Below are 24,188 nucleotides of genomic sequence, written 5' to 3'. Positions count from 1 at the left end.
GTCAACGAGCAGCCGGTTCCGGCTTATTGCCCCTGCAGGAAACGCACCCCGTTGGTGAACAGGGCGGTGCCCGGAGTGCCGGTTTCGCCGCGGGTCCAGGCTGGATGGTTGGTCGCATCGTTGTAGGCTTCCGGGTGGGGCATGAGCCCGAAGATCCGCCCGGAGGGATCGGTCAGCCCGGCGATGGCCAGAGGCGATCCGTTGGGATTGGCCGGGTAGCTCTGGGTCGGTTCTCCGGTCTCGTCCGTATACCGCATGGCGATCAGATTGTTCTCGACCAGTTCCTGCAAAAGGGCCTCGTCGCGGACCACGATTTTGCCCTCGCCGTGGCGGATGGGCAAAAACAGCCGCGGCAGATCCCGGGTGAAGACACAGGGGGATTGCTGGGGGCAGGCGAGGTGGACCCAGCGGTCTTCAAACCGGGCCGAATCGTTGTGGCCCAGACTGACCTGGCGTTCCAGGTACCGTCCGCCGGCAGCCGGGAGCAGGCCGAGTTTGACCAGGAGCTGAAAGCCGTTGCAGATGCCCAGGATCAGCCCGCCACGCTGGTGCAGATCGAGGATGTCGTCGAGCAGGAGCCGGCCACTGCGGGTCTGGGTGTGCTTGAGGCGCAACGCTGCGGCCTGGGCCGCGCCGAGGTTGTCGCCGTCGAGAAATCCGCCTGGAAAGACGAGGAAATTGAAATCGGCAATGCAAACCCGTTCGGCAACGAGATCGGCCAGATGAGCGATCTCGACCCGATCGGCCCCGGCGATGCGGGCGGCGTATGCGGTTTCCCGTTCGCAGTTGGTTCCGTATCCTGTGAGCACAAGGACATGAGCTTCTTGCATGGAGCGCCTCTATAACGAATGTTTCCCGCAGGCGGGCCGTGGTGGACACGGGTTCGCTGCGAGAGTGCGGGACAGGGCCTTTCCTTGACAAGCTGAAACGGGCTTGCGTAGAAATACGTTTTTGCTGGAATGGCTCTTACGCCGTGCCCTGGGCTGTCGTCAACTGGCGGGCCCATTTTTTATGTCCACACTTCCGAAGCCGAGGGAGGTGGCCCTGGGGCACGGTTCTTGGAAAGCAGTCCGAATTGGTATAGGTTCATTTTTTTGCAAAGTCGAACAAGGCGGGGTGTCATGCGGACCAAATATATTTTCGTGACCGGCGGTGTGCTCTCGTCCCTGGGCAAGGGACTGGCGGCGGCTTCTGTGGGAGCCCTTCTCAAGGCCAGGGGCCTGAAAGTAACCATCCAGAAGCTCGATCCATACATCAATGTTGACCCGGGGACGATGAATCCCTTCCAGCACGGTGAGGTCTATGTCACCGAAGACGGCGCGGAAACCGACCTCGATCTGGGCCACTATGAACGGTACCTCGACGAGTACATGGCCCAGAGCAACAATTACACCTCCGGCAGCATCTACCACACCGTGATCACTAAGGAGCGCCGCGGGGATTATCTCGGTGGCACCGTGCAGGTCATCCCCCATGTCACGGACCAGATCAAACAAGCTGTAACCGGCGCGGCCCGCAACGACGAGGACGTGGTCCTCATCGAGATCGGCGGGACGGTCGGGGATATCGAAGGGCTGCCCTTTCTGGAAGCTATCCGCCAATTGCGCTCGGATCTGGGCAAGGAGAATGTGCTCTACATCCATCTGACCCTGGTGCCGTATATGCGGGCCGCCGGTGAAGTCAAAACCAAGCCGACTCAGCACAGCGTCAAGGAATTGCGCAGCATCGGCATCCAGCCGGATATCATCCTCTGCCGCACCGAGGTTCCCCTGGAGCAGGACATCAAGGACAAGATCGCCCTGTTTTGCAATGTCGAGCCCGATGCGGTCTTCACCGCCATCGACGTGCGCCACATCTACGAACTTCCGCTGTCGTTTTATACTGAAGGATTGGATCAGAAGATCGCCATCATGCTGAGGCTGCCGGCCAAAAACCCCGACCTGGCGCCGTGGCGGCAATTGGTGGACAAGCTGCACAATCCCAAGGGCGAAGTCCGCATCGGCATCGTCGGCAAATATGTCGATCTCAAAGAGGCCTACAAAAGCCTGCACGAGGCGCTGACCCACGGTGGATTGGCCAACGATCTGGCCGTGGAACTGGTCTACGTCAATGCCGAGGATCTGGAAAAAACCAGTGATCCGGCTTCCCTGTTGCAGGATCTCGACGGCATTCTCGTGCCCGGCGGCTTCGGCAGCCGCGGAGTGGAAGGCAAAATCAAAGCCTGCGGCTATGCCCGGCAGAACAAGATTCCTTTTTTCGGGATCTGTCTCGGTATGCAGTGCGCGGTCATCGAGTACGCCCGCAACGTTTTGGAATTGGGCAAAGCCCATTCCTCGGAATTCGACGCCTGCACCCCGGATCCGGTCATCTATCTGATCACCGAATGGTTCGATCACCGCCAAAACTGCATGCAAAAGCGGGACAAGGACTCGGAAAAAGGCGGCACCATGCGCCTTGGTGCCTACCCCTGCCAGTTGCGCCCGGACAGCAAGGCCATGCAGGCCTACGGTCAGGAGCTGATCCAGGAACGCCACCGGCACCGGTATGAATTCAACAACGACTACGGCCCCCAATTCGAGGAAAACGGCCTGGTCCTGAGCGGGACCTCCCCGGATCATGAGTTGGTGGAAATCGTGGAAATGCGCGACCATCCCTGGTTCGTGGCCTGCCAATTCCATCCGGAGTTCAAATCCAACCCCATGCGCCCGCATCCGCTTTTCCGGGAATTCATCCGCGCGGCCAAGGAGCGCAAAGGAGTCTAGGTGACTGGAGCAAGCGATCTTTTCTCTTTGTCCCGGCGCTCTTTGTTTGCCATTGTCGGGCCATGTGCTCTGGAAGAGCTGGAACTCGGCCTGCGGGTAGCCGAACGGCTGGCCGCCATTCAGGACGAGTTGGGCATCCCTCTGGTATTCAAGAGCTCGTTCGACAAGGCCAACCGGAGTTCCGTGGACAGTTTTCGCGGTCCCGGTCTGCAGACCGGCCTCGAATGGCTGCAGCGGATCAAAGAGGCTTCCGGTCTGCCGGTGGTCACGGACATCCATGCCCCGGAACAGGCCCGTCCCGTGGCCGATGTGGCCGATGTCCTCCAGATTCCGGCGTTTTTATGCCGCCAGACCGACCTGCTTCTGGCCGCGGCCAAGACCGGGCGGATCGTGAACGTCAAGAAGGGGCAGTTTCTGGCGCCGTGGGATATGGCCAATGTTGTGGCCAAGCTCGAAGCCGGTGGGGGGGAATCCATCTGGCTGACCGAGCGGGGCAGTTCGTTCGGCTACAACAACCTCGTGGTCGACATGCGTTCGATCCCGATCATGCAGGACACCGGCTGGCCGGCGGTCTTCGACGCCACCCATTCGGTGCAATTGCCCGGCGGACAGGGAACGCGTTCCGGCGGGCAGCGGCAATTTGTCGGGACCTTGGCCCGGGCTGCCGTGGCGGCCGGCTGCAACGGTATTTTTCTCGAAGTCCATCCCGACCCGGACCACGCCCTGTGCGACGGGCCGAACAGTTTGGCCCTTGACGCGCTGGCCGGAGAACTCCGCCGCCTCCTGGCGGTACGGGAGGCTGTGCATGGAAACTAGGACACGGGCTGAACAGATTCGGATGCTGGTCCTTGATGTCGATGGCGTGCTTACCGACGGCGGCCTCTATTACTCCCAGGACGGAACCATCGGGAAGCGGTTCCATGTCCAGGACGGCCTGGGGATCAAGCTCGCCCAGGCGGCTGAACTGGAGATCGCCGTCGCCACTGGCTTGGACGCCGGAGCCGTGCACACTCGGGTCCGGGAACTTGGAATCACTGAATATTCCTTTGGGCGAACCAACAAGGTCCCCTTTGTCGAAGACATCCTTGAGCGGCGCGGCTGGCAGTGGGCCAATGTGGCTTTTCTCGGCGACGACTGGGTCGACGCCGCGGTCATGAACCGGGTGGGGCTGAAGATGGCTGTGGCCAATGCCCAGCCCGAAATCATTGCCCTGGCCGATTGGGTCAGCAGCGTTCCTGGAGGGCAGGGCGCGGTGCGTGAGGCGATTCGTTTTCTCCTCACGGCCCAAGGGCGCTGGGAGGCGTTGTGGCGGCAGTGGGCCGGCTGAAAGCAGTGGCCGCGGCCATCATCCTGATGGGCATGGCGGCCGGCGGCTGGCTCGGCTGGACATACTGGCAGAACCAGCCGTCCGAGACCACTGGCCCGAGCCTGCCCGTGGACATGGCCATGCGCTCGGTGCATCTTCAGGGCGGAGAACAGGGCCGGCAGGAATGGGATCTGCGGGCCGCCAACGCCACGTATGACCGGGACCAGGGGATGGTGGACCTGGAGCAGCCGGTGCTGACGTTGCCGATGCAGGACGGCCGGGCCGTCGTGCGGGCCTCCCGGGGCCGCTACAACCAGGATAACGGCCAGGCGACCATGTGGCCTGATGTCCAGGCCGAATACCAAAACGGCACAGTCCGGGCGCAGAAGGCCGTGTTCGTCCGCCAGGAGGATCGCCTGGACCTGGAGGAGGATGTGGTTTTCGACTGGCCGGGGCTCCATGTGACCGGGAAGTCGGCCCAGATCCTTCTGGAAGCGGAAACCGTTGTCGTTGACGGCGGGGTCCAGGCGGAACTGCACTCCCGCGTTCAAGCTCCTGACGAGGATGGAGAATCATGAGAAGACGACTATTGTTCCTTGGTATGCTGGCGGCGGTGCTGAGCATGGCCTCTCCCCTGGGAGCCCAGCAGGGCGAGCAAACCGCGCCCATCAAAATCACCTCGGATACCATGCGCTACGCCCACGCCGACAAACAGGTCCGTTTCAAGGGGTCTGTGCATGCGATTCGGGATACTTTTGAGTTGTGGTCCGAGACCTTGACCGTGTTTCTCAAGGCCGGGGCGGCAGACACCGCTGAAGGCGGCATGGGCATGGGCGGTGACCAGAGCATCGACCACCTCGTGGCCGAGGGCGATGTCCGGCTGCAGGAGGGCAACCGGACCGGCTATTGCGACACGGCCTGGTTCTATCCCGACGAGGGGATGCTGCGTCTCGAAGGATCGCCGCGCCTGGAACAGGGAGAAAACAGCATCAGCGGCAGTGTGATCAAGATGTATCTCAAGGAGAACAGGAGCGAAGTCATCGGCGGCGACTCCGGGCGTGTCGAGGCCCTGTTCTATTCCCCTGAGGAAGGCTTCGGCGATGCAGACAGCGGAAATTGAGGCCCGTGACCTTTGCAAGCGGTTCGGGCAGCGCCAGGTCGTGCGGGATATCTCCCTGCGTCTGGATCAGGGCGAGGTCGTCGGTCTGCTCGGGCCCAACGGGGCCGGCAAGACCACGACCTTCTATATGCTGGTCGGGATCATTAAGCCCACCCAGGGGCAGGTTTTTGTCAACGGCCGGGAAACGACCCAATGGCCCCTGCACGATCGAGCCCGGCACGGCGTGAGTTATTTGCCCCAGGAATCCTCTGTGTTCCGGAAGCTCACGGTGCGGCAGAATCTGGAAATCATTCTGGAATACAGCTGTTCCAGCCGCAAGGAGGCCCGCGACGAAGCTGATCGTCTGCTCCAGGAACTCGGGATCGCCAAACTCGCCGATCAGAAGGCGATGCACCTTTCCGGCGGCGAGCGCCGCCGCCTGGAGATCGCCCGGGCGCTGATCCGCAAGCCGACATTCATGCTCCTGGACGAGCCCTTTGCCGGCATCGATCCCCTGGCTGTCGACGATATCCAGCAGATTGTGGCCGGTCTCAAGAACCGGGGGATCGGGGTCTTGATTTCCGATCACAATGTCCGGGAGACGCTGCGAATCTGTGACCGGGCCTATCTGGTCTACGAAGGCCAGATCATCCTTGACGGCACTCCGGAGACCATTGTTGCCGATGCCAAGGCGAGGCAGGTCTATCTCGGCGAAAAATTTGAATTATAGTTGTCCTGCGGCGCTTTGGTGCTGTGTCCTTGCCACCGGGCAAGTCGGGACGTTACCGGCCTGGGAAACCACCAAATGTGGGCCAACCCGCCTGTCATGACGCCCCTGCCGAATTCTCCGGCCGTTCTTCGCCGCCCACTGCCCGCCCAGCCAGAAAGTTCGCGTGCAATTGCATCTCCGCGGCTTCTGTGGCACATCTGGAATTGACGGAGATGGAGGGAACTAGGCGTGCGATTCCGCCACGGGGGACATCAGAGCAATTGCTGCGATCCTCGACAGCCTGCACACAACGAGACAGCCCCATGTCAACCGACGAACGACATCCGCTCATGAACACCAGTGATTCCCTACGTTTCCTCGAGAGAGACAGATATCTCCTATGGGCTTAGAACTTCGGCAACAATTGAAACTTTCCCAGCAGCTGGTCATGACCCCCCAGCTGCAACAGGCCATCAAACTCCTGCAATTGTCACGCGTGGAGCTGCAAGAACGTGTGGAGCAGGAGCTGATGGAGAATCCCATCCTCGAACTCCAAGAAGACGAGTCCGCGCCAGACAATGCCCCTGAGACCGAGTCCAAAGGGGAGGAACACACCCCGATGGACATGGGGGAAAAGGATCTGGCGCGTAACGCCGACTGGGAAGACTATCTCGGAGTGTTCTCCACCTCTTCCGGGGCCAGTCGCGACGCGGAGATTCCTGAAGAACTGCCTTCCTACGAAACCCGCTTTTCCGCTGACCATACCCTGGAGAGCCACCTCCTGTGGCAACTCCATCTCACAGAACTCAGCCAGGAACACAAAGAGATCGGCGAGGCCGTGATCGGCAATCTCGGTCCCACGGGCTATCTGTTGGCCAGTACCGATGAATTGGCCGCCAGCACTGGGGCAACGCCTGAAGCGATTGACGAAGTCGTCGGATTTGTCCAGCGTTTTGATCCCGTAGGGGTGGCCGCCCGCTCCGCCAGCGAGTGCCTGCTGGTCCAACTCGAGACCGCTGGGGAAGAAGACCCCATTTTGCTCTCCCTGGTGCGCGACCATCTCGAAGATATCGAACGCCACCGCTTCAAGCCCCTGTTGCGCAAGTTCCGGATCACCCAGGAGGACCTGGAAACCTATATCCAGCTCATCCGGGAATTGGACCCCATGCCCGGCAGCAGTTTCGGCGGTGCCACGAGCCCGTATATCAGCCCAGACGTCTACGTCTATAAGGATGAAGACGAGTTCGTCATCCAGCTCAATGAAGAAGGGCTTCCCAACCTGCAGATCAGTCAGTACTATATGGAGGCCTTCAAAGGACGCGGCGGGCAGGAAAAGGAGTACTTCCAGGATAAGATGCGCTCGGCGGTCTGGTTGATGAAAAGTCTCTATCAGCGGCAGCTCACCCTGTACCGGGTCATGGAGAGCATCCTCAAGTTTCAGCGGGAATTTTTCGAAGACGGGGTTTCCAAGCTCAAGCCGCTCATTCTCAAGGATGTGGCCGAAGATATCGAGATGCACGAATCCACGGTCAGCCGGGTGACGACAAACAAATACGCGGCCACGCCGTTTGGTCTTTTTGAACTCAAGTTTTTCTTCAACAGCGGCCTCGGCCTTGACGGCGGTGGCCAAGTCGGTTCGGAGAGCGTCAAGGCGGCGATCAAAAAGATGGTCAGCGAGGAAAATCCCCGTAAGCCCTTGAGCGATGAGAAGATCGTCTCCGAATTGAAAAAAGAGCTCCAGATCAATATCGCGCGGCGAACGGTGGCCAAGTACCGGACAGCGCTGGGAATCGCCTCTTCCTCTAAGCGAAAACGAATGGTATAACTCCTCCCAGCTCAGGTGGGGATTGAATTTGCACAAGCGGTGCCCTCGGCATCCAAAACAAAGGAGCGCCTATGCAGATCAGATTCAATTTCAAAAGTTTCGAGCCGTCTGATCACCTCCGGGATTATGCAGAGAAGCGTTTTGATAAATTGAATAAATATATCCACGACACCGAATCGGCCGACATCCAGGTCAACCTCGAAGTTGAAAAGATTCGCCAAATGGCCGAAGTTGTTGTCAATGCTGACGGAAACAAGCTGTCGGCCTTCGAAGAAAGCGAAGATATGTACTCGACCATCGACATGGCCCTGGACAAGGTCGAGGCGCAATTGCGGAAAATCCGCGACAAGGCCAAGAAAAAGCACCGCATGGAAGACACCAAGCCGGTGCGCATGGATGTCTTTTCGTATGTGGCCTCGGAAAGCGGCGAGCAGGTTCGGAACATCGTCAAGACCGATCATTACGAACCCAAGCCAATGACCGTCGACGAAGCGGCCATGCAACTGGAAACGCTGGAATACGAATTCCTGGTCTTCTACAATGCCGAGAATGACAGCGTGAATGTGATCTACAAGCGGCGCAACGGCGATTTTGGACTGATTGATCCGGGGATGTATTAATGCAACTCAACGAGTTCCTTGAGGGGGAGCTGATTCTCCCTGACCTGACGGCCCGTGATAAGGCCGGGGTGTTGGAGGAATTGGTCACCCCTCTGGGGCATAAATGGCCGCAACTGGATCTGGAGAGCGCCAAAGCGGTGCTCCTGGAGCGGGAAGGACTTGGCAGCACCGGCATCGGCGACGGCATTGCCATCCCCCACGGCAAACTGGACGTTCTGGACGAGGTCTCCGTGGTGGTCGGGCGCAGCCTGCCGGGCGTGGAGTTCGACGCTCTGGACCAGAAACCGTGCCACATCTTCTTTCTTGTCATGGCGCCTGAACACGTGGCCGGGATGCATCTGCGCATCCTGGCCACTATTTCCAGGACGCTCAAGGACGAGGTCTTTCGGCAGAGCTTCATGCAGGCTGAGGGCAAAGAGGGCTTGTGGCAATTGTTGCAGGCGACTTAGGCTGCTGGACTTTGATCTGAGCGATCCATTCGAGGTCCCGGTCAGGCGTATTGCCTCCGGGACCATGGGGCGTTGCTCCTGTTTTGAGGGCCTTGAATTGCAACACTGAGCGAAGCGTGTATGTCTCCCTGTCGCCAAATTCCCCTTGTTTTGCTGGCCGGGCTGGCCGGAGCCGGCAAAAGTACCGGCCTCAATGTCTTTGAGGACCTGCGTTTCTTCTGCGTCGACGGCCTGCCGGTGCGGATGGTCGAACGGATGGTCCGCTTTTTTTGTAATGAAAATCCGAGAGGGTACAGGGGATTGGCGGTTGGAATCGATGTCCGCCAGAGCGACTTTGCCGCCGAATGGGAACAGCTCAAACGTACCCTGGAAGCCGAAGGTGTGACCCCGCAGCTCATTTTTTTCGAGGCCCGACCAGAGGTTCTTATCCGGCGTTACGCCACGACCCGACGCCCCCATCCGCTCGAATCCCGAGACATGGGGCTCGAGCAGGCTTTGGAGCACGAACGGGCCCTGCTCGAGCCGTTGCGCGACCGGGCGGATCTGGTAGTGGATACCTCAGAGTTTTCGGTGCACGACCTGCGCCGCCATCTTCAGGACAAGTGGCAGTTTCTGGAGGAGACCACCCACGGTCTGCGGGTCTATCTGACCTCGTTCGGCTTCAAATACGGTGTCCCCTCGGATGCTGATCTGGTTTTTGATCTCCGCTTTTTGCCCAATCCCTATTTCGAGCCGGATCTGCGCCCGCTGACCGGCAAGGACGGGCCGGTGGCCGCCTATGTATTGGACAGCGATCCGGGGGCAGGGTTTATCGAGCGGTTCATCGATTTTCTGGACTATCTTCTGCCATTGTATGCGGCCGAAGGCCGATACCGGCTGACCCTGGCTCTGGGGTGTACCGGAGGGCGGCACCGTTCGGTGGCCGTGACCGAGGCCCTGGCCAAAGCGCTGGGCAAAAACCAATACGAAGTTTCCGTGGAGCACCGGCACTGGGAACTGGGCTGAAGGGAACCAGGCAGGATCAGGATGCTGTGTGCCTGACGAAAAAAACGGTCACAGAGATGAGGAAGCATATGGTTGGTGTGATTGTCGTCACCCACCTTGATCTGGGTGAAAAGCTGCTCAAAGCGGCCGAAAATATTCTGGGACCCCAGGAGATGTGTATTACGATCAGCCTGGACAGTTCCACGGACATGGATGAATCCATGCAGGCCCTGAAACAGGCTGTCGAAGAAGTGGATGTCGGTAGCGGGGTGCTTATTTTGACCGACATGTTCGGAGGTACACCGAGCAATCTGGCCATGTCCCTGCTCGGCGCCGGTGACTATGAAGTCATCACCGGGGTGAATCTTCCCTTGCTGCTCAAGCTGCTGGGGAACCGGGAAATGGAGCTGCAGGAGCTGGCCGTGGAAGTGAAGTCCGCCGGCCGCCAAGGCATCCTGGTGGCCGGGGAAGTCTTGCGACGCAAGGTGTCCAATGGATGAGATGATGTATTGGGTTCGGATCGACAACCGCCTCGTGCACGGGCAAGTTATCGAGAATTGGCTGCCCTACACCCGGGCCAAGGCCCTGGTCGTGGTCAACGATGATCTGGCCCATGACGACCTGCGCCAGGAAATTATCGGGCTGGCCATTCCCGCAGGGATCCGCCATTTTTTCCTGACCGTCGATGCCATTCCCCAACTCATCAACGGCCAGTACCGGCTTGGCAATGCCGCGAACGTTCTTTTTCTCTTTGCTACCTGCGCTGACGCCTGGCGCGCCTTCGAACTCGGTTTCAGCTTCGATCACCTCAATATCGGCAATATCCATTACGGTCCGGGCCGGCGGCAAGTCTGCGACCACGCCGCGTTGAGCCGGGAAGACATCGCCTGCCTGCGCAGTTTTTCGGTCAAAGGCGTGGAACTCGATTTTCGGTGTGTTCCGAACACCCCGGTACAGGTCAAGGAATTATGGTAACTTCCTGCGTCTCGTTCGTTTTGGCCATGAGTTTTTTTTTGGCCTGATTTCATTGGCCCGCTTTGTGGTCAATATCGGGTTTTTGGACCGGCCGCTGTCGTTTGCTCTGTTGTGGGGCCTGGTCACCGGCCAATGGGAACTGGCCGCAGGCATCGGTGTTTTTTGTGAACTCTTCTGGCTCGATCTCTTTCCCGCCGGGACCTATATCCCCCCGCACGGTCAACTGGCCGTTGTCTATTCCCTGACCACTGCGCATTGCCTGGGCCTGTATCGTCCTTGGGACCTTCTGCCGGTCCTGATCATCGCCCTGCTCGCGGCACGATGCGGTGCCCGGATCGAGAACTGGCACCGGGGCATGCAAAATACCCATTACAATCAGTTGCTGCAGAGCGTGCGCCAAGAAAGCGGACTGTTCGCTCCCGAACGGTTCGTGCTGCGTTCCGCGATACAGCTGGTCCTGCTCAATGGGTTCTTTTTCTTTTTGATCACCCAGAGCTCTGTCCTCGGCATCGCCCGGCTGCGGGCCTGGTGGCCGGTGGCGCCGTTCGAACTCCAATGGGCTCATGTCTGGGGGGTGGCCTTGCTTGGGGCTGTGGCGGCCCTGCGGACCAAGACCGCCTATTCGCTCTGGGGTGTGGGCCTGGCGCTCATGACCATCGGCGCTCTGTTTCTTCCAGCCGTCATATTCCCTGGGCAGACCTTCTGAGTTGCCCTGTCCTCGTTGCCACTCTGGCTGCTGCTTGGCCGGGGATGCCAACGCCGCGAATGCGCTCCGTTTCCAGACAGGAACCAGAAAATGAAAAGGGAGCACAGGTATCCCTTGGCCCAGTGTCTCTTGACCGTCTCCTGATACCTGAGAGCTTTCCTTCGTGACCAGGTTTTGGTGCTGCCCTCGGAGTCCAGTGTGGGGCAACGTCAGGCTGGAAGGGAATTCAACCGCTGGGATATTCCCGAACCGGCCTGGACCAGGCATGCGCACGGATTGCGGTTGAGAAATTTTGAACACAGCCCGGCGAGCGTTGTCTGGGCGCCTCAGGGCCGGAAACCCCGGCATATCCCACGTTTGCTCAAATAGGGGTGGGGGTTTCGAATTGCCGCTGGCGACAAAACGGCCCATCTTTCACTTGGCAGCCGATTTCTTTTGTGCTATTTGGCACAAAGTTTCGCTGCTTGGGGCAAATGCCTTGGGAAGATACTGGGAAAATAACATCTTAGGAGGTTACTATGCCGGTTTATGTTGTAGGACACAAGAGCCCGGACACCGATTCGGTCTGCGCCGCGATTGCCTTGGCCGATCTGAAGAGCAAGCTTGGTCTGGAGACCGTGCCGGGCGTCCAGGGCGAGCTCAGCCCTGAATCGAAGTTCGTTTTGGACAAGTTTGGTGTCGACGCCCCGGAAGCGGTGGCCGACGCCACGGACAAACAGGTCTTCCTGGTTGACCACTCTGATCTGTCCCAGAGCCTGGACAATCTGGACAAGGGTGAACTGCTGGGCATCGTCGACCACCACAAGATCGGCGACGTAACCACGCCGAACCCCGTGGAAGTCTGGACCTGGCCCGTGGGCTGCACCTGCACCGTGCTCAAAGCCATGTATGATTTTTATGGCGTGGAAATCCCCAAAAATATCGCCGGGATCATGACTTGCGCCATTTTGAGCGACACCGTTATCTTCAAGTCTGCCACCTGCACTGACGCGGATAAGCAGGCCGCTGAAGCCTTGGCCAAGGTTGCCGGTCTGGGCGATCTGACTGAATTGGGCATGGAAATGTTCAAGGTCAAATCGGCCATCGAAGGGACCCCGGTGCGCGAATTGGTCAAGCGCGACTACAAGAATTTCGACATGAATGGCAACAAGGTCGGCATCGGCCAGTTGGAAGTCGTGGATCTGTCCCTGCTCGACAGCGTGAAGGGCGACCTGGCCAAGGATATCCAGGCCCTGAAGGACGAAGACAGCAACCATTCCGTGTTCCTCTTGTTGACCGACATCATGAAGGAAGGCTCCGAGATGCTCATCGTCTCCGACGATGCGTCCGTTGTCGAAAAGGCTTTCGGTGTGAAGCCCGTCGACGGCAAAGCCTGGCTTGACGGTGTCATGAGCCGTAAAAAGCAGGTTGTGCCGAATTTCGAAAAGGCCTTCGCCAGCTAAGGTTTCTCGGCTTCGCAGAGTGTGCTGTGTCAGCCCGGCTGGGTCCGCCCGGTCGGGCTTTTTCTATGCGGCGGTTCGTCCCCTGGTTTTTGACTTTCCTGGCAAATCCTGAACAATGGGAAGCGAGGGACGGAACCGGAGTCAGACAAGCTTCAGACGCAGCAAACCGACTGTTGAAAAAAAAAATCTTCTACCGCAGCCATTGGGAGATTCTCAACGGCCTGTTCAACGGGACAATACTATGGATACATTGGATTCTATTCTGGCGGACATCCAGGATGAGGCGGATCAGGACGCGCAGACGTACCTCGGCGATACGGCGTATGCCTTGTGGCGTAATCCGATCCATGTCGGCACTTTTTCCCAGCCCGACGGGGTAGGCGATCTGACCGGCGAGTGCGGGGATTCGATCCAGATCGAAATTTTGGTCCGGGAGGGCCGGATCCACGAGGCGCGCTTCTGGACCGACGGGTGTGGACCGAGTATCGTCAGTGGGTGTGTGGCCTGTGAACTGGCCTGCGGCAAATCCCTGGAGGAGGCGGCGTCGCTTCAGGCCGGGGAGATCCTGGAATATCTCGGCGGATTGCCCGAGGACAAGGAGCATTGCGCCCATCTCGCGGCCCGGACTCTCCAGGAAGCCGTGGATGCGTATATGCGCTCTCGCCAAGGGTAAGGCGGTACAAGCGGTGCCGAGGCACGGTGGCGCACGGGTTGAAGGGCGGCTGGTGTTGGAGTAGGAAACTGCCTGGGCGCTTTGTGTCTTGATTGTGTCTTTGCACCAGCCGGTGCATATGCCATATCCTGGACTCAGGAATGTTCGGCAGAGCCGCCAAGGCAGCCGTGTGCGTTGGGCGACGCTACCAGCTGGGGCAACGAGGTCTGCCAATCCGTGGGGATGATCTCCAAAGCGGCTTTGGTGGGGCTTTTCACCGATTCAGAAGAGAATTTTTTTTGTGATGCCGTATGAACACCTTTGAGACGCAAGCATGTCCTCCACCCGGGTGGGTGGTCTGGTTTGTCGGACTGCCCGGATCAGGAAAGAGCTCTGTCGCTGCCGCAGTGAAGGACGACCTCCAGGAACGCGGTGTGCCGGTGCGCTTATTGCAAATGGACCGCCAGCGCAAGATCTATTTCCCCTCCCCCCGGTACACTGCTGAAGAGCGGCACCGGGCCTACACCCTGTTTGCCGAGGAAGCGGCTTCCGTGGCCGCCTCGGGACTCAACGTCATCATGGACGGCACGGCGCCGGAGTTGGCCATGCGGGAGTACGGACGTTCCCTGGTGGACTATTTTGCCGAAGTCCACATCCAGTGCCGGCTGGAAACGGCCATTGCGCGCGAAAGTCAGCGTGAAGGGGGACTGGTCATGGCTGACCTGTATCGCAAAGCGTTGACGCGTCAGAAAACTGGCCAGCAATTCGAGGGACTTGGCCAGGTCGTTGGCGTGGATGTCCCTTTTGAGACCAATCCGCTGGCCGAATGTGTGGTCGAAAACGACGACCTGACCCTGGAGGAGGCCCGGGACGAGGTGCTCCGCTTTCTTGAACCGTGGCGTCTGGCCCTGACCTGCGTGAACGATTGACCCTCCAGGACGCATAGGCCGCCCGGCAAAACACCACGGCACTGCGTGCAGCCAGCCCTGTATGGTACTGACACGGGGCCTGTCCTGCTAACTGCTATCAACGCCCCAGGGGCATTTGCATACAACTGAGCACAATTCATGCGATTTCATATAATTACCCACGGTTGCCAGATGAATGTCTGTGATTCGGACTGGCTCCACCGGGCCCTGGTCGATCTGGGCGGGGAACCGGCTGATGAAGAATCGGCCGAGGTCTTTGTCGTCAATACCTGCAGTGTCCGGGAAAAGCCGGAACAAAAGGTCTACAGTTTGTTGGGACGCCTGCAGGGCTATTGGCAGCGCAATCCCAATGTCTTTGTCGCGGTCGGCGGGTGTGTGGCCCAGCAGGTGGGGACCCGTTTCTGGAAACGGTTTCCCCATGTGCGGCTGGTCTTTGGCACCGACGGCATCGCTATGGTGCCCCAGGCGGTCGACCGGTTGCGCAGCGATCCCCAGCTCCGGCTTTCGTTGCTGGATTTTGAAGAGCACTACCCCGAACGCGAGCAACTCTGGCCCGAGGCCGAAGTGCCCGCCCAGGCGTTTGTGAATATCATGCAGGGTTGCGACAATTACTGCGCCTATTGCATCGTGCCGTATACCCGGGGGCGGCAGAAATCCCGCAGCAGTGCGGCCGTCCTCCAGGAGTGCCGAGAACTGGCCCGGCGCGGGGCCAGGGAGATCACGCTTCTGGGACAAAACGTCAATAGTTATGGGCAGGATGCAAATGGCGACGGCACGTCCTTTGCCGCGCTGCTGGAACAGGTCTGCGCCATTCCCGGCATCGAGCAGGTCCGTTTCACGACCTCGCACCCCAAGGATATCGCGCCTGAAGTCATTGCCGCCTTCGGACGTTTGCCGGAATTGAGCCCGCATCTGCATCTGCCCCTGCAATCCGGATCGGACCGCATTCTCAAGGCCATGCGCCGGCGGTATACGCGGCAGCGGTATCTGGACATCGTCACGGGATTACGTCAGGCCCGGCCGGAGATCACCCTGACCACCGATCTCATTGTCGGCTTTCCAGGTGAGACCGAGGCCGATTTTGAACAGACCCTGGAGATGATGCGCGAGGTCGGTTTTGCCTCGAGCTTTTCCTTCAAATACTCGGATCGCCCTGGTGTGGCTGCGGAGCAGATGGAGGACAAGGTCCCCGAGGAGATCAAATCCCACCGGCTGCAGCGGTTGCAATCCCTGCAGGAGGAACTCACCGGCGAGGCCCTGCAGGCCGAAGTCGGCCGGCACGTGACCGTGCTCCTCAGAGAACCGGGGCGCCAGGACGGAGGCGGCGTGATCTGGCGGGGGCGTGACCCCGGCGGGCGCGTGGTCAATTGCCGCACGGAACTGGACAGTGCGCTGATTGGCTCGTATGTCGGGGTACGGGTGACAGAGGCCAAAAAACATTCCCTGTTTGGGGAAGTGGAGACAGGCCCATGGTAGAAGTCGAAGTATTTGGTCTGGCCCTGGACGAATCCTCGCAGATTCCGCTGCTCATTCTCAAGGACCGGGAGGAGCAGCATGTTTTGCCGATCTGGATCGGGGTCATGGAGGCGGTGGCCATTTCCATGACCTTGAACGAGGTGGACATGCCCCGGCCGATGACGCATGATCTTTTTTTGAACACCATCGACCAGATGGGCGGGGAATTGCAGCGGGTGGAGGTCATCGACCTGCGCGAGGGGACCTTTTATGCCGAACTTGTGGTCGCGTACGGCGAAACCGTCAAACGGGTCGACAGCCGGCCATCGGACGCGGTAGCGCTGGCCTTGCGGGCGACGTGCCCGATTTTTGTGCATGAAAATGTCTTCGAGGCCGTGGAAAAACGCAAAGGGAAATCTTACGAGGTCGGCGTCCAGGAGGAAGAGGCCGAAAAATGGACGGACATGCTCGAGAGTCTGGACCTCGATGATCTGAAATACAAAATGTAATACAGTGGTGACACGGCCCAGCTATGATAGATCTCCATACACACACCGTTTTCAGTGACGGCGAACTCATTCCTGCGGAATTGGCCCGCCGGGCCCGCGTCGCCGGATATCGTGCCGTGGCCATGACTGACCACGCCGACGCCAGCAACCTGCAGCCGATTCTCGATAATGTTGGGCGCATGGTGCGCCAGTTCGGTCCGCATTGCGGCATCGAACTCTTTTTCGGGGTCGAGTTGACCCACGTGCCGCCAGCCCTGATTCCGGATCTGGTTGCGGCCGCGCGTGACGGCGGCGCCCAATTGGTCGTTGTCCACGGCGAGACGCTTGTCGAACCGGTCGAGGAAGGGACCAATCTGGCGGCTATTGAGGCCGGTGTTGACATTTTAGCTCATCCAGGCTTGATCCGGGACGAAGAGGCGCGTTTGGCGGCTGAACGGGGCGTGGCTCTGGAAATCACCACCCGGAAGGGACACAGCCTGACGAACGGGCACGTGGCCGTCCAGGCCCGGCATCACGGCGCCAGGCTGGTGATCAACAACGACGCCCACGGTCCTTCCGATTTCGTAGACAGGGACCTGCGCCGCGGGGTCGCCCTGGGCGCCGGACTGAGTCAGGAGGAGTACCATCAGGTGGAGGAGAATTCCCGGTATCTGGTGAGCCGCATTCTGCAGGCCGGGACACGCTGAATTTTTTGATGCTTCCTCGATTCTGCAATTGTACCCCCGGCCAGTAACAACTCGCTCGAAGGCAGTGTAGGACGCCTGCCTGCCGCGGTTGGATTTTGAGTGGGGGCGGGGAAGGCAATTGGGGTCGGGCCGGCGGCAGTTTTTTTGAACTCTTTCAACCCACGTTAGAGGGGAGTATGGATATCGCGACACATTCCGGGTTTTGGGGCATGATCCAAGAGGCCACCATTGTGGTCCAATTCGTCCTGGCCCTGCTGGCAGCCATGTCTGTTACCAGTTGGGCCATTATTCTGTACAAGATTTTCCAATTGACCCAGGCCAAACGGAAAGTGCGTCAAGAAGCCGAACAATTCGCCAACGCCCGTGATCTGGCCACAGCCATGCAGCAACTCAAGCGCAACCAGAATTCGGCCCTGTATTTGGTTGGTTACGAGGCGATCAGCGAACTGCACCGCCTGGAGCGCTCTTCTCTCCAGTCCCGGCAGAAAGCGGCGGTGGCCGCGGACAATATCCGCCGGGTGCTGCGCCGCGGCGTGAGCAAGCGGATGACCCAATACGCCCAGAACCTCGCCTTTTTGGCGACCTGCGGCAATGCGGCTCCGTTTATCGGACTGTTCGGGACGGTCTGGGGGATCATGCACGCCTTTCAGACCATCGGCCTGGAACAGACCGCAGCTCTGGCGGCGGTGGCCCCCGGGATATCCGAAGCCCTGGTGGCCACAGCCATCGGTCTGGCCGTGGCCATTCCAGCGACCATCGCCTACAACTCCTTTCTCGGAGTCCTCAATGCGGTGGAAGCGGAAATGGTCAATTTCGCCGGTTCGTTTCTCAACCGGGCCCAGCGTGAGGTCTCCTGGCTGAGCCGCCGGGATATCCGTTCGTCTGACGCTGAACATACCGAGTTGTGAGCTTATGGAATTCAATCCGCATAAAAAAGGGTATATAGCCGATATCAATGTCACGCCTTTTGTGGACGTGATGCTGGTATTATTAATTATATTCATGGTTACTGCACCGCTTTTGACCCAGGGTGTCGAAGTCGATCTCCCCCAGACCCAGACGGTGGAAACCCTGCCTGAGGACAGTCAGGAAATCATCCTCACAGTCAAGAAGGACGGCAGCGTCCTGATCGACGAATACGAAGTCCCCTTGGGGGAATTGGACGCGCATCTGGAAAAGCTGGCCAAGCAGAAGGAAAAGCTGCTCTACCTGCGTGCGGACAAGGCTGTGCCCTATGGGGTGGTCGTCCAGGTGATGGCCGCAGTGAAACGAGCCGGGATAAGCAAACTGGGGGTTGTGGCCGAACCCGAAAAACAGGATCGTTCATGATCCGTTGCGGACGGGACCTCTTTTGTCCATGCGTTTGATAAGTATCCTGGCTTCTCTTGTGTTGCACGCCACCATTGTCCTTCTTGGGGTGACCCAGGTCTTCTTTCCGTCGTCGAAGCGGATCGATCTGGACAAGCAGATCTATGAGGTGAACTTGGTCCAGGCCCCGGCCCCCTCCAAGCCGGCCAAGAAGATGCCGGAACCCAAAGCCGAGTCGCCTTCGGCCCCGGAACCGAAAAAAACACCCGCGCCCCAGCCGAAAAAGACCAAATCCGCTCCTGCTCCTGCGAAAAAAGAACCTGCCGCGGCCAAGAAGATCAGCGCCAAGAAGGCCCCGCAGCCGAAAAAGAGCGCCCCCAAAAAGGCCGAAAAAGCGCAGCCGAAACCCAAGCCCAAGGCCGCTCAGTCCCAGCCGACCCCGGACAGCGTGCTTAAGGACGCCCTGAGCGACGTCGCCCAGCGGGCTGAGGACGAAAGTGGGGAAGAGACCATGCAGGCCTTGCGCTCGGAAGTCGAATCGTTGCGGGCTTCTCTGCAACAGCAGGCCGGGGACGCCGCTGCTCGTGAAGGGGCCAGAGCCGGGGCTGTCGAGGTTTACGCCGCGTTGGTGGAGCAGCGGGTCAAGGCCCAGTGGCGGTATGCCGCCCTCGGCAGTTCCCGCCAGTTGCGGGCCCGTGTGGTCGTGACCATCAGTGCCCAGGGGACGATCACCGGGGTCCAGCTCCAGGATGCCTCGGGCAACGAGGGATTTGATCGTTCGGTGCTCAGGGCCGTCGAGGACACCGAAAGTTTGCCGCCCCCTCCAGGGAAGAAGTTGCGGCAGATCAGCATCACATTCAATTTGCAAGCAAAGGGATAACCGAACGTGCGTTCCATTTACCTGGTCATAATTGCCTGCCTGCTGTGCCTCTGTGCCTTCCCGGCCCAGGCCCAGCAGCAAATCGAGATCGATATTTACGGGCCCGGTCAGCAGCAACTCAATATGTACACCGCACCCGTGGCCGCTCTGAGCGGACCGGCTCCCGGGCAGCCAGCGGAAGCCTTGCGACAAACCATTTTGGACAATCTCGGGTTTTTGCCGTTTCTGGCCCAGACGGAAAGCAGTGATGTGCTGGGCGGTACCGGCCTCAAGGGAGTCCGCAAGAAGGACATCGACTTTAAACGGTTTCGCTTGGCCCGTGTGGATTTGCTCTTGTCCATCGGCTGGAAGCCCCAGTCGGGTGGCCTCGGCTTGGTAGAACTGCGACTTTTCGATGTTTTCAGCCAACGGTTGATGCTCGGCAAGGGCTACAGAATCATGGATCAGGAGCAGGTGGATGTCGTGGCCGACCGGTTCTGCGCTGAGATCGTGGACACGCTGGCCGGCAACGGCGATGTCTTCCGCTCGCGTCTGGCCTTTGTCCGGCAAAACAGCACGGCGAAAAACATCTGGACCGTCGGTGTGCAGGGACGGGATCCCAAACAGATCACCCGCCTCGAGGGAGTGAGCATGAGTCCGGCCTGGTCCTGGGACGGCCGGCGCATGGCCTTTACCTATCTCGATGAGCGCCGCCACCGTCTTGGTCTATGGGACCGGGACGCCGGCCAGATCAAAGCCATGGTCCTGCCTGGTAACACTTTGATCAGTCCGGTTTTTTCTCCCCAGGGGCAGGTTGTTCTCAGTCTGGACCCTTACGGGAATCCGGACATCTTCACCCTGAGCGATGACTGGACCATCGAATCGCCCCTGGTGCGGCATTGGGGTATCGACATTTCCCCCCAATTTGACGAAAAGGGTGAGAAGATGGTCTTTGTCTCCAGCCGGCTGGGCAATCCGCACATCTTTGTCCGGGACATGGACAGCGGTGAGGTGGAGCGGGTCAGTTTCGAGGGGACCTACAACACGAGTCCGACGATCAGTCCGGACGGCCGTTTTGTGGCCTATTCGCGGCGCACCGACGATGGACACCGCATTGTCGTCCACGACCTCGAATCTGGTGCCAGCCGCCAGATCACGAAGGGGCCGGGCAATGACGAAGATCCGACTTGGGCGCCGGACGGCTATTTCCTGGCCTTTAGTTCGAACCGTAGCGGGACCTATAAACTGTATCTGACCACCCGCAACGGGGATACGCCCAAACAGATTCCCACTGGTCCCGGCGCCGCGACTGCTCCTGCCTGGGGCCCGCCCATGCCCTGACTGGCCCCACAGCTTCGGCTGCAATGAGTCGGCTGAAGCAGAGGCGCCCAGGGGGGCGAGCGTAATGCTCAGCGTGGGCGATCGTCTTCAGGGACTCTGGTTTCGTTCGTTTTTCGGTCCAGTGTCGTTGGGATGTGGAAGGAATGTCACGTCAGTGTCATGTTTTTTGCATCAGGTGGCAGGACAAGACCAGGGATACGGGCAAGTGGAACGCGTTTCCAGACGCTTGGGGGCAACCCCAGCCAACGGGAACTTGGAAGGTAGCACCAGAGCTCTGGTAGCAAAGCGTCCTGGATGGGTGTTGGGCACTGGGGCAGAATCTATTACTGGACCTGACCAATCGGACAGGCATAACCGTGTCTGCGAAGGTAGGTTTGCAAAGGAGGACAAGATGGACAAACGGATGATGTGGGGAGTGCTTGTTTTTACGGTCGCGCTGCTGTTGAGCGCAGGTTGCGCCAAAAAACAACTCGACACCCAAGCCGGTGAGATGGGCGGTACCGAAACGACCATGCAGGACAGCCAGGACATGGGGCCTGACGGCACCGGTCAGGACGGGATGGACATGGAGACCAGCGTGTCTGAGGAACCCAAGGACGTGGATGAGTGGGAGGCCAAGGAATCTTCCGGCGCGGCTGAAGAGGAGAAGGCCTTGTCGAATCTGCGTGAGGAAATCTATTTTGATTTCGACTCCTTTGAACTCAAGCCCGACGCCCGCGACGTGCTTCAGGACAAGGCTGCCCTTCTGGACGACAATCCCGGCTACAAAATGATTATCGAAGGCCATTGCGACGAGCGCGGTACCCAGGAATACAACCTGGCCCTTGGCGAACGGCGCGCCCGCGCGGCCTATGAATTTTTGATCCTGCTCGGCATCGATGCCAATCGGCTGCAGATCGTGAGCTATGGCGAAGAACGCCCGGCCGTAGAAGGCAGCAACGAAGCCGCCTGGGCGAAAAACCGCCGCTGCGAATTCAAGATTTACGAATAAAGACCGGTCGCACGGTCCGGAAATGGATGTCGCCCCTGTCTCAAAGAGAGACAGGGGCGTTTTTTTATGGGGGTGGGAGACGGATGATGGAACCACAGAGGGCACAGAGAGCACAGAAAAGTGGCGGAGGAAGATCCGTGCAGCTGGTGCTGGGCTAAGAAGTGGTGATCCTCTGTCCTGTATCGTAGCGCGCTGTACTGCTTCAGTTCTTGGATTGCAACAATCCCCAATTCCTGAATTCTTCAATCCCTCAGACGGATCCTGTGGATTTTTGGAGTTTGCCGTCTCTTCTGTGTGCCCACTTTCGGCCCAGTATTTTCTCAATCCCGCCAAAGGGGGGTCCTTGCCCCCTCCGGACTCTCAAGTAAAGCAGAACTCCAGGTGTCGAAGATGGCCCTTGTTGCATCGGAATCAGCCTGGGAGCATTCAGTTCACGGTCCGGTTTCCCCCTTTTGGCGGGACCAAGAAAATGTGCGGGCCTTTCGCTCGAAGCACACAGAAGAGACGGCAAACTTTTGCGTCTGAAATTTCATGCTCTGTGACGAAGAGCCCAATTGTATCTTCCTACCGCAGCACACTCTGGTACACGGAGAGAAAATGCATGACGCTTCCGGTGAGAACGAAAAGGTGCCAGATAGCGTGGTTGAAGCGGAGTCGTTTCCAGCCGTAGAAGATCGTCCCGCCGGTGTAAAAGAGCCCGCCGAGCACGAGAAAGATAAAGCCGCTGGTGGGGGTGTTGCGCAGCAGTTCGCTAAAGGCGAGCACGCACAGCCAGCCCATGCCGATGTACACGGCCAGGGAGAGACGTCGCAGTCGCCCGGTCCAGCAGCATTTGAAGACCACGCCGACCAGGGCCAAGGTCCAGATAATGCTTAGGATTGTCCAGGATAGAGGGCCGTCGACGACCACGAGCATGAACGGAGTGTAGGTCCCGGCGATGAGAATGTATATCGCAGCGTGGTCGAGTTTTCGCAGGACCTGTTTGGCTCGGGGAGAGGGCAGGCAATGGTAGAGTGTCGAGGCGAGGTAGAGCAGGATGAGCGAGGCGCCAAAGATAGTGACGCCGATGATACGGTTGGGGTCTCCAGAGTAACTGGCGCTGACCACGAGGACGATGAGTCCGACACAACTCGCCGCAATACCGAGGCCGTGGGTCAACGAGTTGGCGATTTCCTCGCCACGGCTGTATTGGCAGTGGGGATCAATATATCCGTCACGCATTCCAGCCTCCTTGTATCTCCGAGGACCGTGCCGGGTTCTTGCAGGGGCAGCTTTTCACCCGCGTTAGACCAGGAAGCGGACCACGGCCAGGCCGAGGGCCCCGTAAAGTCCAGCGAAGAGGTCATCGAGCATGACACCGTAGCCCTGGGCGAGCCAAGTCTCAGAGGCCCGAACCGGCCACGGCTTGACGATATCAAAAAAGCGAAAGAGGGCAAACCCGATCAGCAACTGCCACCAGGGCAACAGCGTGAACGGCAGCAATACCGCCCATTGCCCCAACAACTCGTCGATAATGACCTGACCCGGATCCTTGCGGCCGAGGCTTTTTTCGGCGCTTCCGGCGGCCATGCTCCCGAGGTGGAAGATGGCTACCAGGACCAGGAGCCGCAGAGGCAGCGACAGAGGCAGGAAGACGATTGGAGCGGCCAGTGTCGCGGCCAGAGCGCCCCAGGTGCCTGGGGCCTTGGGAAGGTGGCCGATGGGGCCGAGGGTGGACACGGCGAGGGCCAGGCGCTGGCTCAGGTTTTCCGGGGCGGTGAGGGGCATGTCGTGCGTATCCATTGCAGTGTCTTCTTCCGGTTTGAAAATGGTGCAACCAAGGGTTCTCTTGGGAAACGACCGGCCGGTTTCCCCGTGGGAGCCGGTTTACAATTCCACCGGTTCGGCTGAACAGGGGATCTCCACCGGGGTGATGACGCCGGTGCGCTGAAGGAGTTTGGTCAGGGCGTGCAGCGGCAAGCCGACGACATTGGTGTAGGAGCCGCTGACGGATTCCACCAGGAAACTGCCGACACCTTGGATGGCGTAGCTGCCGGCCTTGTCCAAGGGTTCGCCGCTGGCCACATAGGCCTGGAGGACGTCCAACGAATGGACGCCCATATGCACTGTGGAATGGGCGGTGAAGGTGTGGGTTTCGCGGGCATCCGGGTCGATCAGGGCACAGCCGGTGACCACCTCGTGGTCAGTGCCGCTGAGGCGTTGCAAGGTGGCCAAAGCCTCCTGGGCGTTGCGGGGTTTGCCGAGGATATCGTCGCCGAGGATGACCGCGGTGTCCGCGCCGAGCACAGGCCGATCTGGGCGCTGTTTGGCCACTTCCCGGGCCTTGAACAGGGCGGAGCGCAGGACATAATCGGCCGGAAGCTCATCCGGCTCTGGCGGTGGCTCTGGCTGAGAACAAGGGAGGATATAGAAATAGATGCCCAATTGGGTCAAAAGGTGCTGTCGCCTCGGTGAAGCCGAGGCCAGGACCAGTGGGCGTTTGGTGCGGAAGGGACCTCGCGGGGGCGCGTCTTCGTCCATACGGGGTATTCTCTCCTGTTGACGAGCACAATGGCGGGGGACGGAACCGCCCCCGCTGGGA

28 protein-coding genes are annotated in these 24,188 nt (G+C 59.4%); 24 read left to right on the top strand and 4 right to left on the bottom strand.

The genetic code is table 11. The annotated features are described in order from the left end of the window. Positions 1 to 23 precede the first annotated feature (23 nt). The gene (locus DRET_RS07995; RefSeq protein ID WP_015752035.1) at positions 24 to 830 is read right to left on the bottom strand and encodes a phosphoribosylformylglycinamidine synthase subunit PurQ; all 807 of its coding nucleotides are present in this window, start codon (positions 828 to 830) and stop codon (positions 24 to 26) included. Between the two features lie 291 nt (positions 831 to 1,121). Between DRET_RS07995 and DRET_RS07990 the strand changes: the two genes are divergently transcribed. The 24 genes from DRET_RS07990 (at position 1,122) to pal (ending at position 21,607) form a co-directional block, all read left to right on the top strand. Next, positions 1,122 to 2,762: a CTP synthase gene (locus tag DRET_RS07990; protein WP_015752034.1), complete on the top strand. Its 1,641-nt coding sequence runs from the start codon at positions 1,122 to 1,124 to the stop codon at positions 2,760 to 2,762. Then, a complete protein-coding gene (gene kdsA / locus DRET_RS07985) occupies positions 2,763 to 3,578 on the top strand; it encodes a 3-deoxy-8-phosphooctulonate synthase (protein ID WP_015752033.1) in 816 nt (271 codons plus the stop codon). It abuts the gene before it with no gap. After that, complete coding sequence (locus DRET_RS07980) at positions 3,568 to 4,089, top strand: KdsC family phosphatase (protein WP_015752032.1); 522 nt, start codon at positions 3,568 to 3,570, stop codon at positions 4,087 to 4,089. Before kdsA ends, DRET_RS07980 begins: the two co-directional genes overlap by 11 nt. After that, positions 4,068 to 4,646 (top strand): LPS export ABC transporter periplasmic protein LptC, encoded by a 579-nt coding sequence (lptC, locus tag DRET_RS07975; RefSeq protein WP_015752031.1) that lies wholly within the window; start codon positions 4,068 to 4,070, stop codon positions 4,644 to 4,646. Before DRET_RS07980 ends, lptC begins: the two co-directional genes overlap by 22 nt. After that, complete coding sequence (locus DRET_RS07970) at positions 4,643 to 5,188, top strand: LptA/OstA family protein (protein ID WP_015752030.1); 546 nt, start codon at positions 4,643 to 4,645, stop codon at positions 5,186 to 5,188. The genes lptC and DRET_RS07970 overlap by 4 nt, the downstream gene beginning before the upstream one ends. Further along, positions 5,169 to 5,897: an LPS export ABC transporter ATP-binding protein gene (gene lptB, locus DRET_RS07965; RefSeq protein ID WP_015752029.1), complete on the top strand. Its 729-nt coding sequence runs from the start codon at positions 5,169 to 5,171 to the stop codon at positions 5,895 to 5,897. Before DRET_RS07970 ends, lptB begins: the two co-directional genes overlap by 20 nt. A gap of 379 nt (positions 5,898 to 6,276) precedes the next feature. Beyond that, a complete protein-coding gene (gene rpoN / locus DRET_RS07960; RefSeq protein WP_015752028.1) occupies positions 6,277 to 7,701 on the top strand; it encodes an RNA polymerase factor sigma-54 in 1,425 nt (474 codons plus the stop codon). Between the two features lie 71 nt (positions 7,702 to 7,772). Then, a complete protein-coding gene (gene hpf, locus DRET_RS07955) occupies positions 7,773 to 8,321 on the top strand; it encodes a ribosome hibernation-promoting factor, HPF/YfiA family (RefSeq protein WP_015752027.1) in 549 nt (182 codons plus the stop codon). After that, entirely contained in the window at positions 8,321 to 8,770 is a 450-nt protein-coding gene (locus tag DRET_RS07950; protein WP_015752026.1) for a PTS sugar transporter subunit IIA, read from the top strand. Before hpf ends, DRET_RS07950 begins: the two co-directional genes overlap by 1 nt. A gap of 120 nt (positions 8,771 to 8,890) precedes the next feature. Beyond that, entirely contained in the window at positions 8,891 to 9,775 is an 885-nt protein-coding gene (rapZ, locus tag DRET_RS07945) for an RNase adapter RapZ (protein ID WP_015752025.1), read from the top strand. Between the two features lie 68 nt (positions 9,776 to 9,843). After that, positions 9,844 to 10,254, top strand: coding sequence for a PTS sugar transporter subunit IIA (locus DRET_RS07940; RefSeq protein ID WP_015752024.1), 411 nt, complete (start codon positions 9,844 to 9,846; stop codon positions 10,252 to 10,254). Then, entirely contained in the window at positions 10,247 to 10,729 is a 483-nt protein-coding gene (locus DRET_RS07935; protein WP_015752023.1) for a PTS sugar transporter subunit IIB, read from the top strand. The genes DRET_RS07940 and DRET_RS07935 overlap by 8 nt, the downstream gene beginning before the upstream one ends. After that, on the top strand, positions 10,689 to 11,435 hold the full coding sequence (locus DRET_RS07930; RefSeq protein WP_015752022.1) for a hypothetical protein: 747 nt from the start codon (positions 10,689 to 10,691) through the stop codon (positions 11,433 to 11,435). The genes DRET_RS07935 and DRET_RS07930 overlap by 41 nt, the downstream gene beginning before the upstream one ends. Positions 11,436 to 11,953: 518 nt before the next feature. Further along, positions 11,954 to 12,877, top strand: a complete 924-nt coding sequence (locus DRET_RS07925) for a manganese-dependent inorganic pyrophosphatase (protein ID WP_015752021.1) — start codon at positions 11,954 to 11,956, stop codon at positions 12,875 to 12,877. A 241-nt stretch (positions 12,878 to 13,118) separates the two neighbouring features. After that, positions 13,119 to 13,550, top strand: coding sequence for an iron-sulfur cluster assembly scaffold protein (locus tag DRET_RS07920; protein ID WP_015752020.1), 432 nt, complete (start codon positions 13,119 to 13,121; stop codon positions 13,548 to 13,550). A gap of 290 nt (positions 13,551 to 13,840) precedes the next feature. After that, complete coding sequence (locus DRET_RS07915; protein WP_015752019.1) at positions 13,841 to 14,458, top strand: adenylyl-sulfate kinase; 618 nt, start codon at positions 13,841 to 13,843, stop codon at positions 14,456 to 14,458. Positions 14,459 to 14,596: 138 nt separating this feature from the next. Next, positions 14,597 to 15,934, top strand: a complete 1,338-nt coding sequence (gene miaB, locus DRET_RS07910) for a tRNA (N6-isopentenyl adenosine(37)-C2)-methylthiotransferase MiaB (protein ID WP_015752018.1) — start codon at positions 14,597 to 14,599, stop codon at positions 15,932 to 15,934. Continuing rightward, positions 15,928 to 16,422 carry a bifunctional nuclease family protein gene (locus tag DRET_RS07905; protein WP_015752017.1) on the top strand — a complete coding sequence of 165 codons (495 nt, stop codon included), beginning with the start codon at positions 15,928 to 15,930 and terminating at the stop codon, positions 16,420 to 16,422. Before miaB ends, DRET_RS07905 begins: the two co-directional genes overlap by 7 nt. Before the next feature lie 23 nt (positions 16,423 to 16,445). Then, entirely contained in the window at positions 16,446 to 17,108 is a 663-nt protein-coding gene (locus DRET_RS07900) for a histidinol phosphate phosphatase domain-containing protein (protein WP_015752016.1), read from the top strand. Positions 17,109 to 17,284: 176 nt separating this feature from the next. Then, positions 17,285 to 18,016, top strand: coding sequence for a MotA/TolQ/ExbB proton channel family protein (locus tag DRET_RS07895; protein ID WP_015752015.1), 732 nt, complete (start codon positions 17,285 to 17,287; stop codon positions 18,014 to 18,016). A 4-nt stretch (positions 18,017 to 18,020) separates the two neighbouring features. Then, the gene (gene tolR / locus DRET_RS07890) at positions 18,021 to 18,437 is read left to right on the top strand and encodes a protein TolR (RefSeq protein WP_015752014.1); all 417 of its coding nucleotides are present in this window, start codon (positions 18,021 to 18,023) and stop codon (positions 18,435 to 18,437) included. A gap of 28 nt (positions 18,438 to 18,465) precedes the next feature. Then, positions 18,466 to 19,296, top strand: a complete 831-nt coding sequence (locus tag DRET_RS14015; RefSeq protein ID WP_015752013.1) for a TonB family protein — start codon at positions 18,466 to 18,468, stop codon at positions 19,294 to 19,296. A 6-nt stretch (positions 19,297 to 19,302) separates the two neighbouring features. Then, positions 19,303 to 20,616: a PD40 domain-containing protein gene (locus tag DRET_RS07880; RefSeq protein WP_015752012.1), complete on the top strand. Its 1,314-nt coding sequence runs from the start codon at positions 19,303 to 19,305 to the stop codon at positions 20,614 to 20,616. A 391-nt stretch (positions 20,617 to 21,007) separates the two neighbouring features. Further along, a complete protein-coding gene (pal, locus tag DRET_RS07875; RefSeq protein ID WP_015752011.1) occupies positions 21,008 to 21,607 on the top strand; it encodes a peptidoglycan-associated lipoprotein Pal in 600 nt (199 codons plus the stop codon). A gap of 564 nt (positions 21,608 to 22,171) precedes the next feature. Here pal and trhA read toward each other — a convergent pair. From trhA to DRET_RS07860, 3 genes are all read right to left on the bottom strand, one after another. Next, positions 22,172 to 22,828, bottom strand: coding sequence for a PAQR family membrane homeostasis protein TrhA (trhA, locus tag DRET_RS07870; RefSeq protein WP_015752010.1), 657 nt, complete (start codon positions 22,826 to 22,828; stop codon positions 22,172 to 22,174). A 63-nt stretch (positions 22,829 to 22,891) separates the two neighbouring features. Continuing rightward, the gene (locus DRET_RS07865; protein ID WP_244147906.1) at positions 22,892 to 23,389 is read right to left on the bottom strand and encodes a phosphatidylglycerophosphatase A family protein; all 498 of its coding nucleotides are present in this window, start codon (positions 23,387 to 23,389) and stop codon (positions 22,892 to 22,894) included. Positions 23,390 to 23,473: 84 nt separating this feature from the next. Continuing rightward, entirely contained in the window at positions 23,474 to 24,127 is a 654-nt protein-coding gene (locus tag DRET_RS07860; RefSeq protein WP_015752008.1) for a Maf family protein, read from the bottom strand. Positions 24,128 to 24,188: the final 61 nt, after the last annotated feature.

This window comes from Desulfohalobium retbaense DSM 5692, from assembly GCF_000024325.1.
GTDB classification, from domain to species: domain Bacteria; phylum Desulfobacterota; class Desulfovibrionia; order Desulfovibrionales; family Desulfohalobiaceae; genus Desulfohalobium; species Desulfohalobium retbaense.
This window is presented reverse-complemented; position numbering and strand designations above follow the sequence as displayed.

Excerpts from the sequence above, each read along its gene's own strand:
- DRET_RS07995 (WP_015752035.1), bottom strand. The coding sequence starts at position 830 with ATGCAAGAAGCTCATGTCCTTGTGCTCACAGGATACGGAACCAACTGC.
- DRET_RS07990 (WP_015752034.1), top strand. The coding sequence starts at position 1,122 with ATGCGGACCAAATATATTTTCGTGACCGGCGGTGTGCTCTCGTCCCTG.
- DRET_RS07980 (WP_015752032.1), top strand. The coding sequence starts at position 3,568 with ATGGAAACTAGGACACGGGCTGAACAGATTCGGATGCTGGTCCTTGAT.
- DRET_RS07970 (WP_015752030.1), top strand. The coding sequence starts at position 4,643 with ATGAGAAGACGACTATTGTTCCTTGGTATGCTGGCGGCGGTGCTGAGC.
- lptB (WP_015752029.1), top strand. The coding sequence starts at position 5,169 with ATGCAGACAGCGGAAATTGAGGCCCGTGACCTTTGCAAGCGGTTCGGG.
- rpoN (WP_015752028.1), top strand. The coding sequence starts at position 6,277 with ATGGGCTTAGAACTTCGGCAACAATTGAAACTTTCCCAGCAGCTGGTC.
- hpf (WP_015752027.1), top strand. The coding sequence starts at position 7,773 with ATGCAGATCAGATTCAATTTCAAAAGTTTCGAGCCGTCTGATCACCTC.
- DRET_RS07950 (WP_015752026.1), top strand. The coding sequence starts at position 8,321 with ATGCAACTCAACGAGTTCCTTGAGGGGGAGCTGATTCTCCCTGACCTG.
- rapZ (WP_015752025.1), top strand. The coding sequence starts at position 8,891 with ATGTCTCCCTGTCGCCAAATTCCCCTTGTTTTGCTGGCCGGGCTGGCC.
- DRET_RS07940 (WP_015752024.1), top strand. The coding sequence starts at position 9,844 with ATGGTTGGTGTGATTGTCGTCACCCACCTTGATCTGGGTGAAAAGCTG.
- DRET_RS07935 (WP_015752023.1), top strand. The coding sequence starts at position 10,247 with ATGGATGAGATGATGTATTGGGTTCGGATCGACAACCGCCTCGTGCAC.
- DRET_RS07925 (WP_015752021.1), top strand. The coding sequence starts at position 11,954 with ATGCCGGTTTATGTTGTAGGACACAAGAGCCCGGACACCGATTCGGTC.
- DRET_RS07920 (WP_015752020.1), top strand. The coding sequence starts at position 13,119 with ATGGATACATTGGATTCTATTCTGGCGGACATCCAGGATGAGGCGGAT.
- DRET_RS07915 (WP_015752019.1), top strand. The coding sequence starts at position 13,841 with ATGAACACCTTTGAGACGCAAGCATGTCCTCCACCCGGGTGGGTGGTC.
- miaB (WP_015752018.1), top strand. The coding sequence starts at position 14,597 with ATGCGATTTCATATAATTACCCACGGTTGCCAGATGAATGTCTGTGAT.
- DRET_RS07905 (WP_015752017.1), top strand. The coding sequence starts at position 15,928 with ATGGTAGAAGTCGAAGTATTTGGTCTGGCCCTGGACGAATCCTCGCAG.
- DRET_RS07900 (WP_015752016.1), top strand. The coding sequence starts at position 16,446 with ATGATAGATCTCCATACACACACCGTTTTCAGTGACGGCGAACTCATT.
- DRET_RS07895 (WP_015752015.1), top strand. The coding sequence starts at position 17,285 with ATGGATATCGCGACACATTCCGGGTTTTGGGGCATGATCCAAGAGGCC.
- tolR (WP_015752014.1), top strand. The coding sequence starts at position 18,021 with ATGGAATTCAATCCGCATAAAAAAGGGTATATAGCCGATATCAATGTC.
- DRET_RS14015 (WP_015752013.1), top strand. The coding sequence starts at position 18,466 with ATGCGTTTGATAAGTATCCTGGCTTCTCTTGTGTTGCACGCCACCATT.
- pal (WP_015752011.1), top strand. The coding sequence starts at position 21,008 with ATGGACAAACGGATGATGTGGGGAGTGCTTGTTTTTACGGTCGCGCTG.
- trhA (WP_015752010.1), bottom strand. The coding sequence starts at position 22,828 with ATGCGTGACGGATATATTGATCCCCACTGCCAATACAGCCGTGGCGAG.
- DRET_RS07865 (WP_244147906.1), bottom strand. The coding sequence starts at position 23,389 with ATGGATACGCACGACATGCCCCTCACCGCCCCGGAAAACCTGAGCCAG.
- DRET_RS07860 (WP_015752008.1), bottom strand. The coding sequence starts at position 24,127 with ATGGACGAAGACGCGCCCCCGCGAGGTCCCTTCCGCACCAAACGCCCA.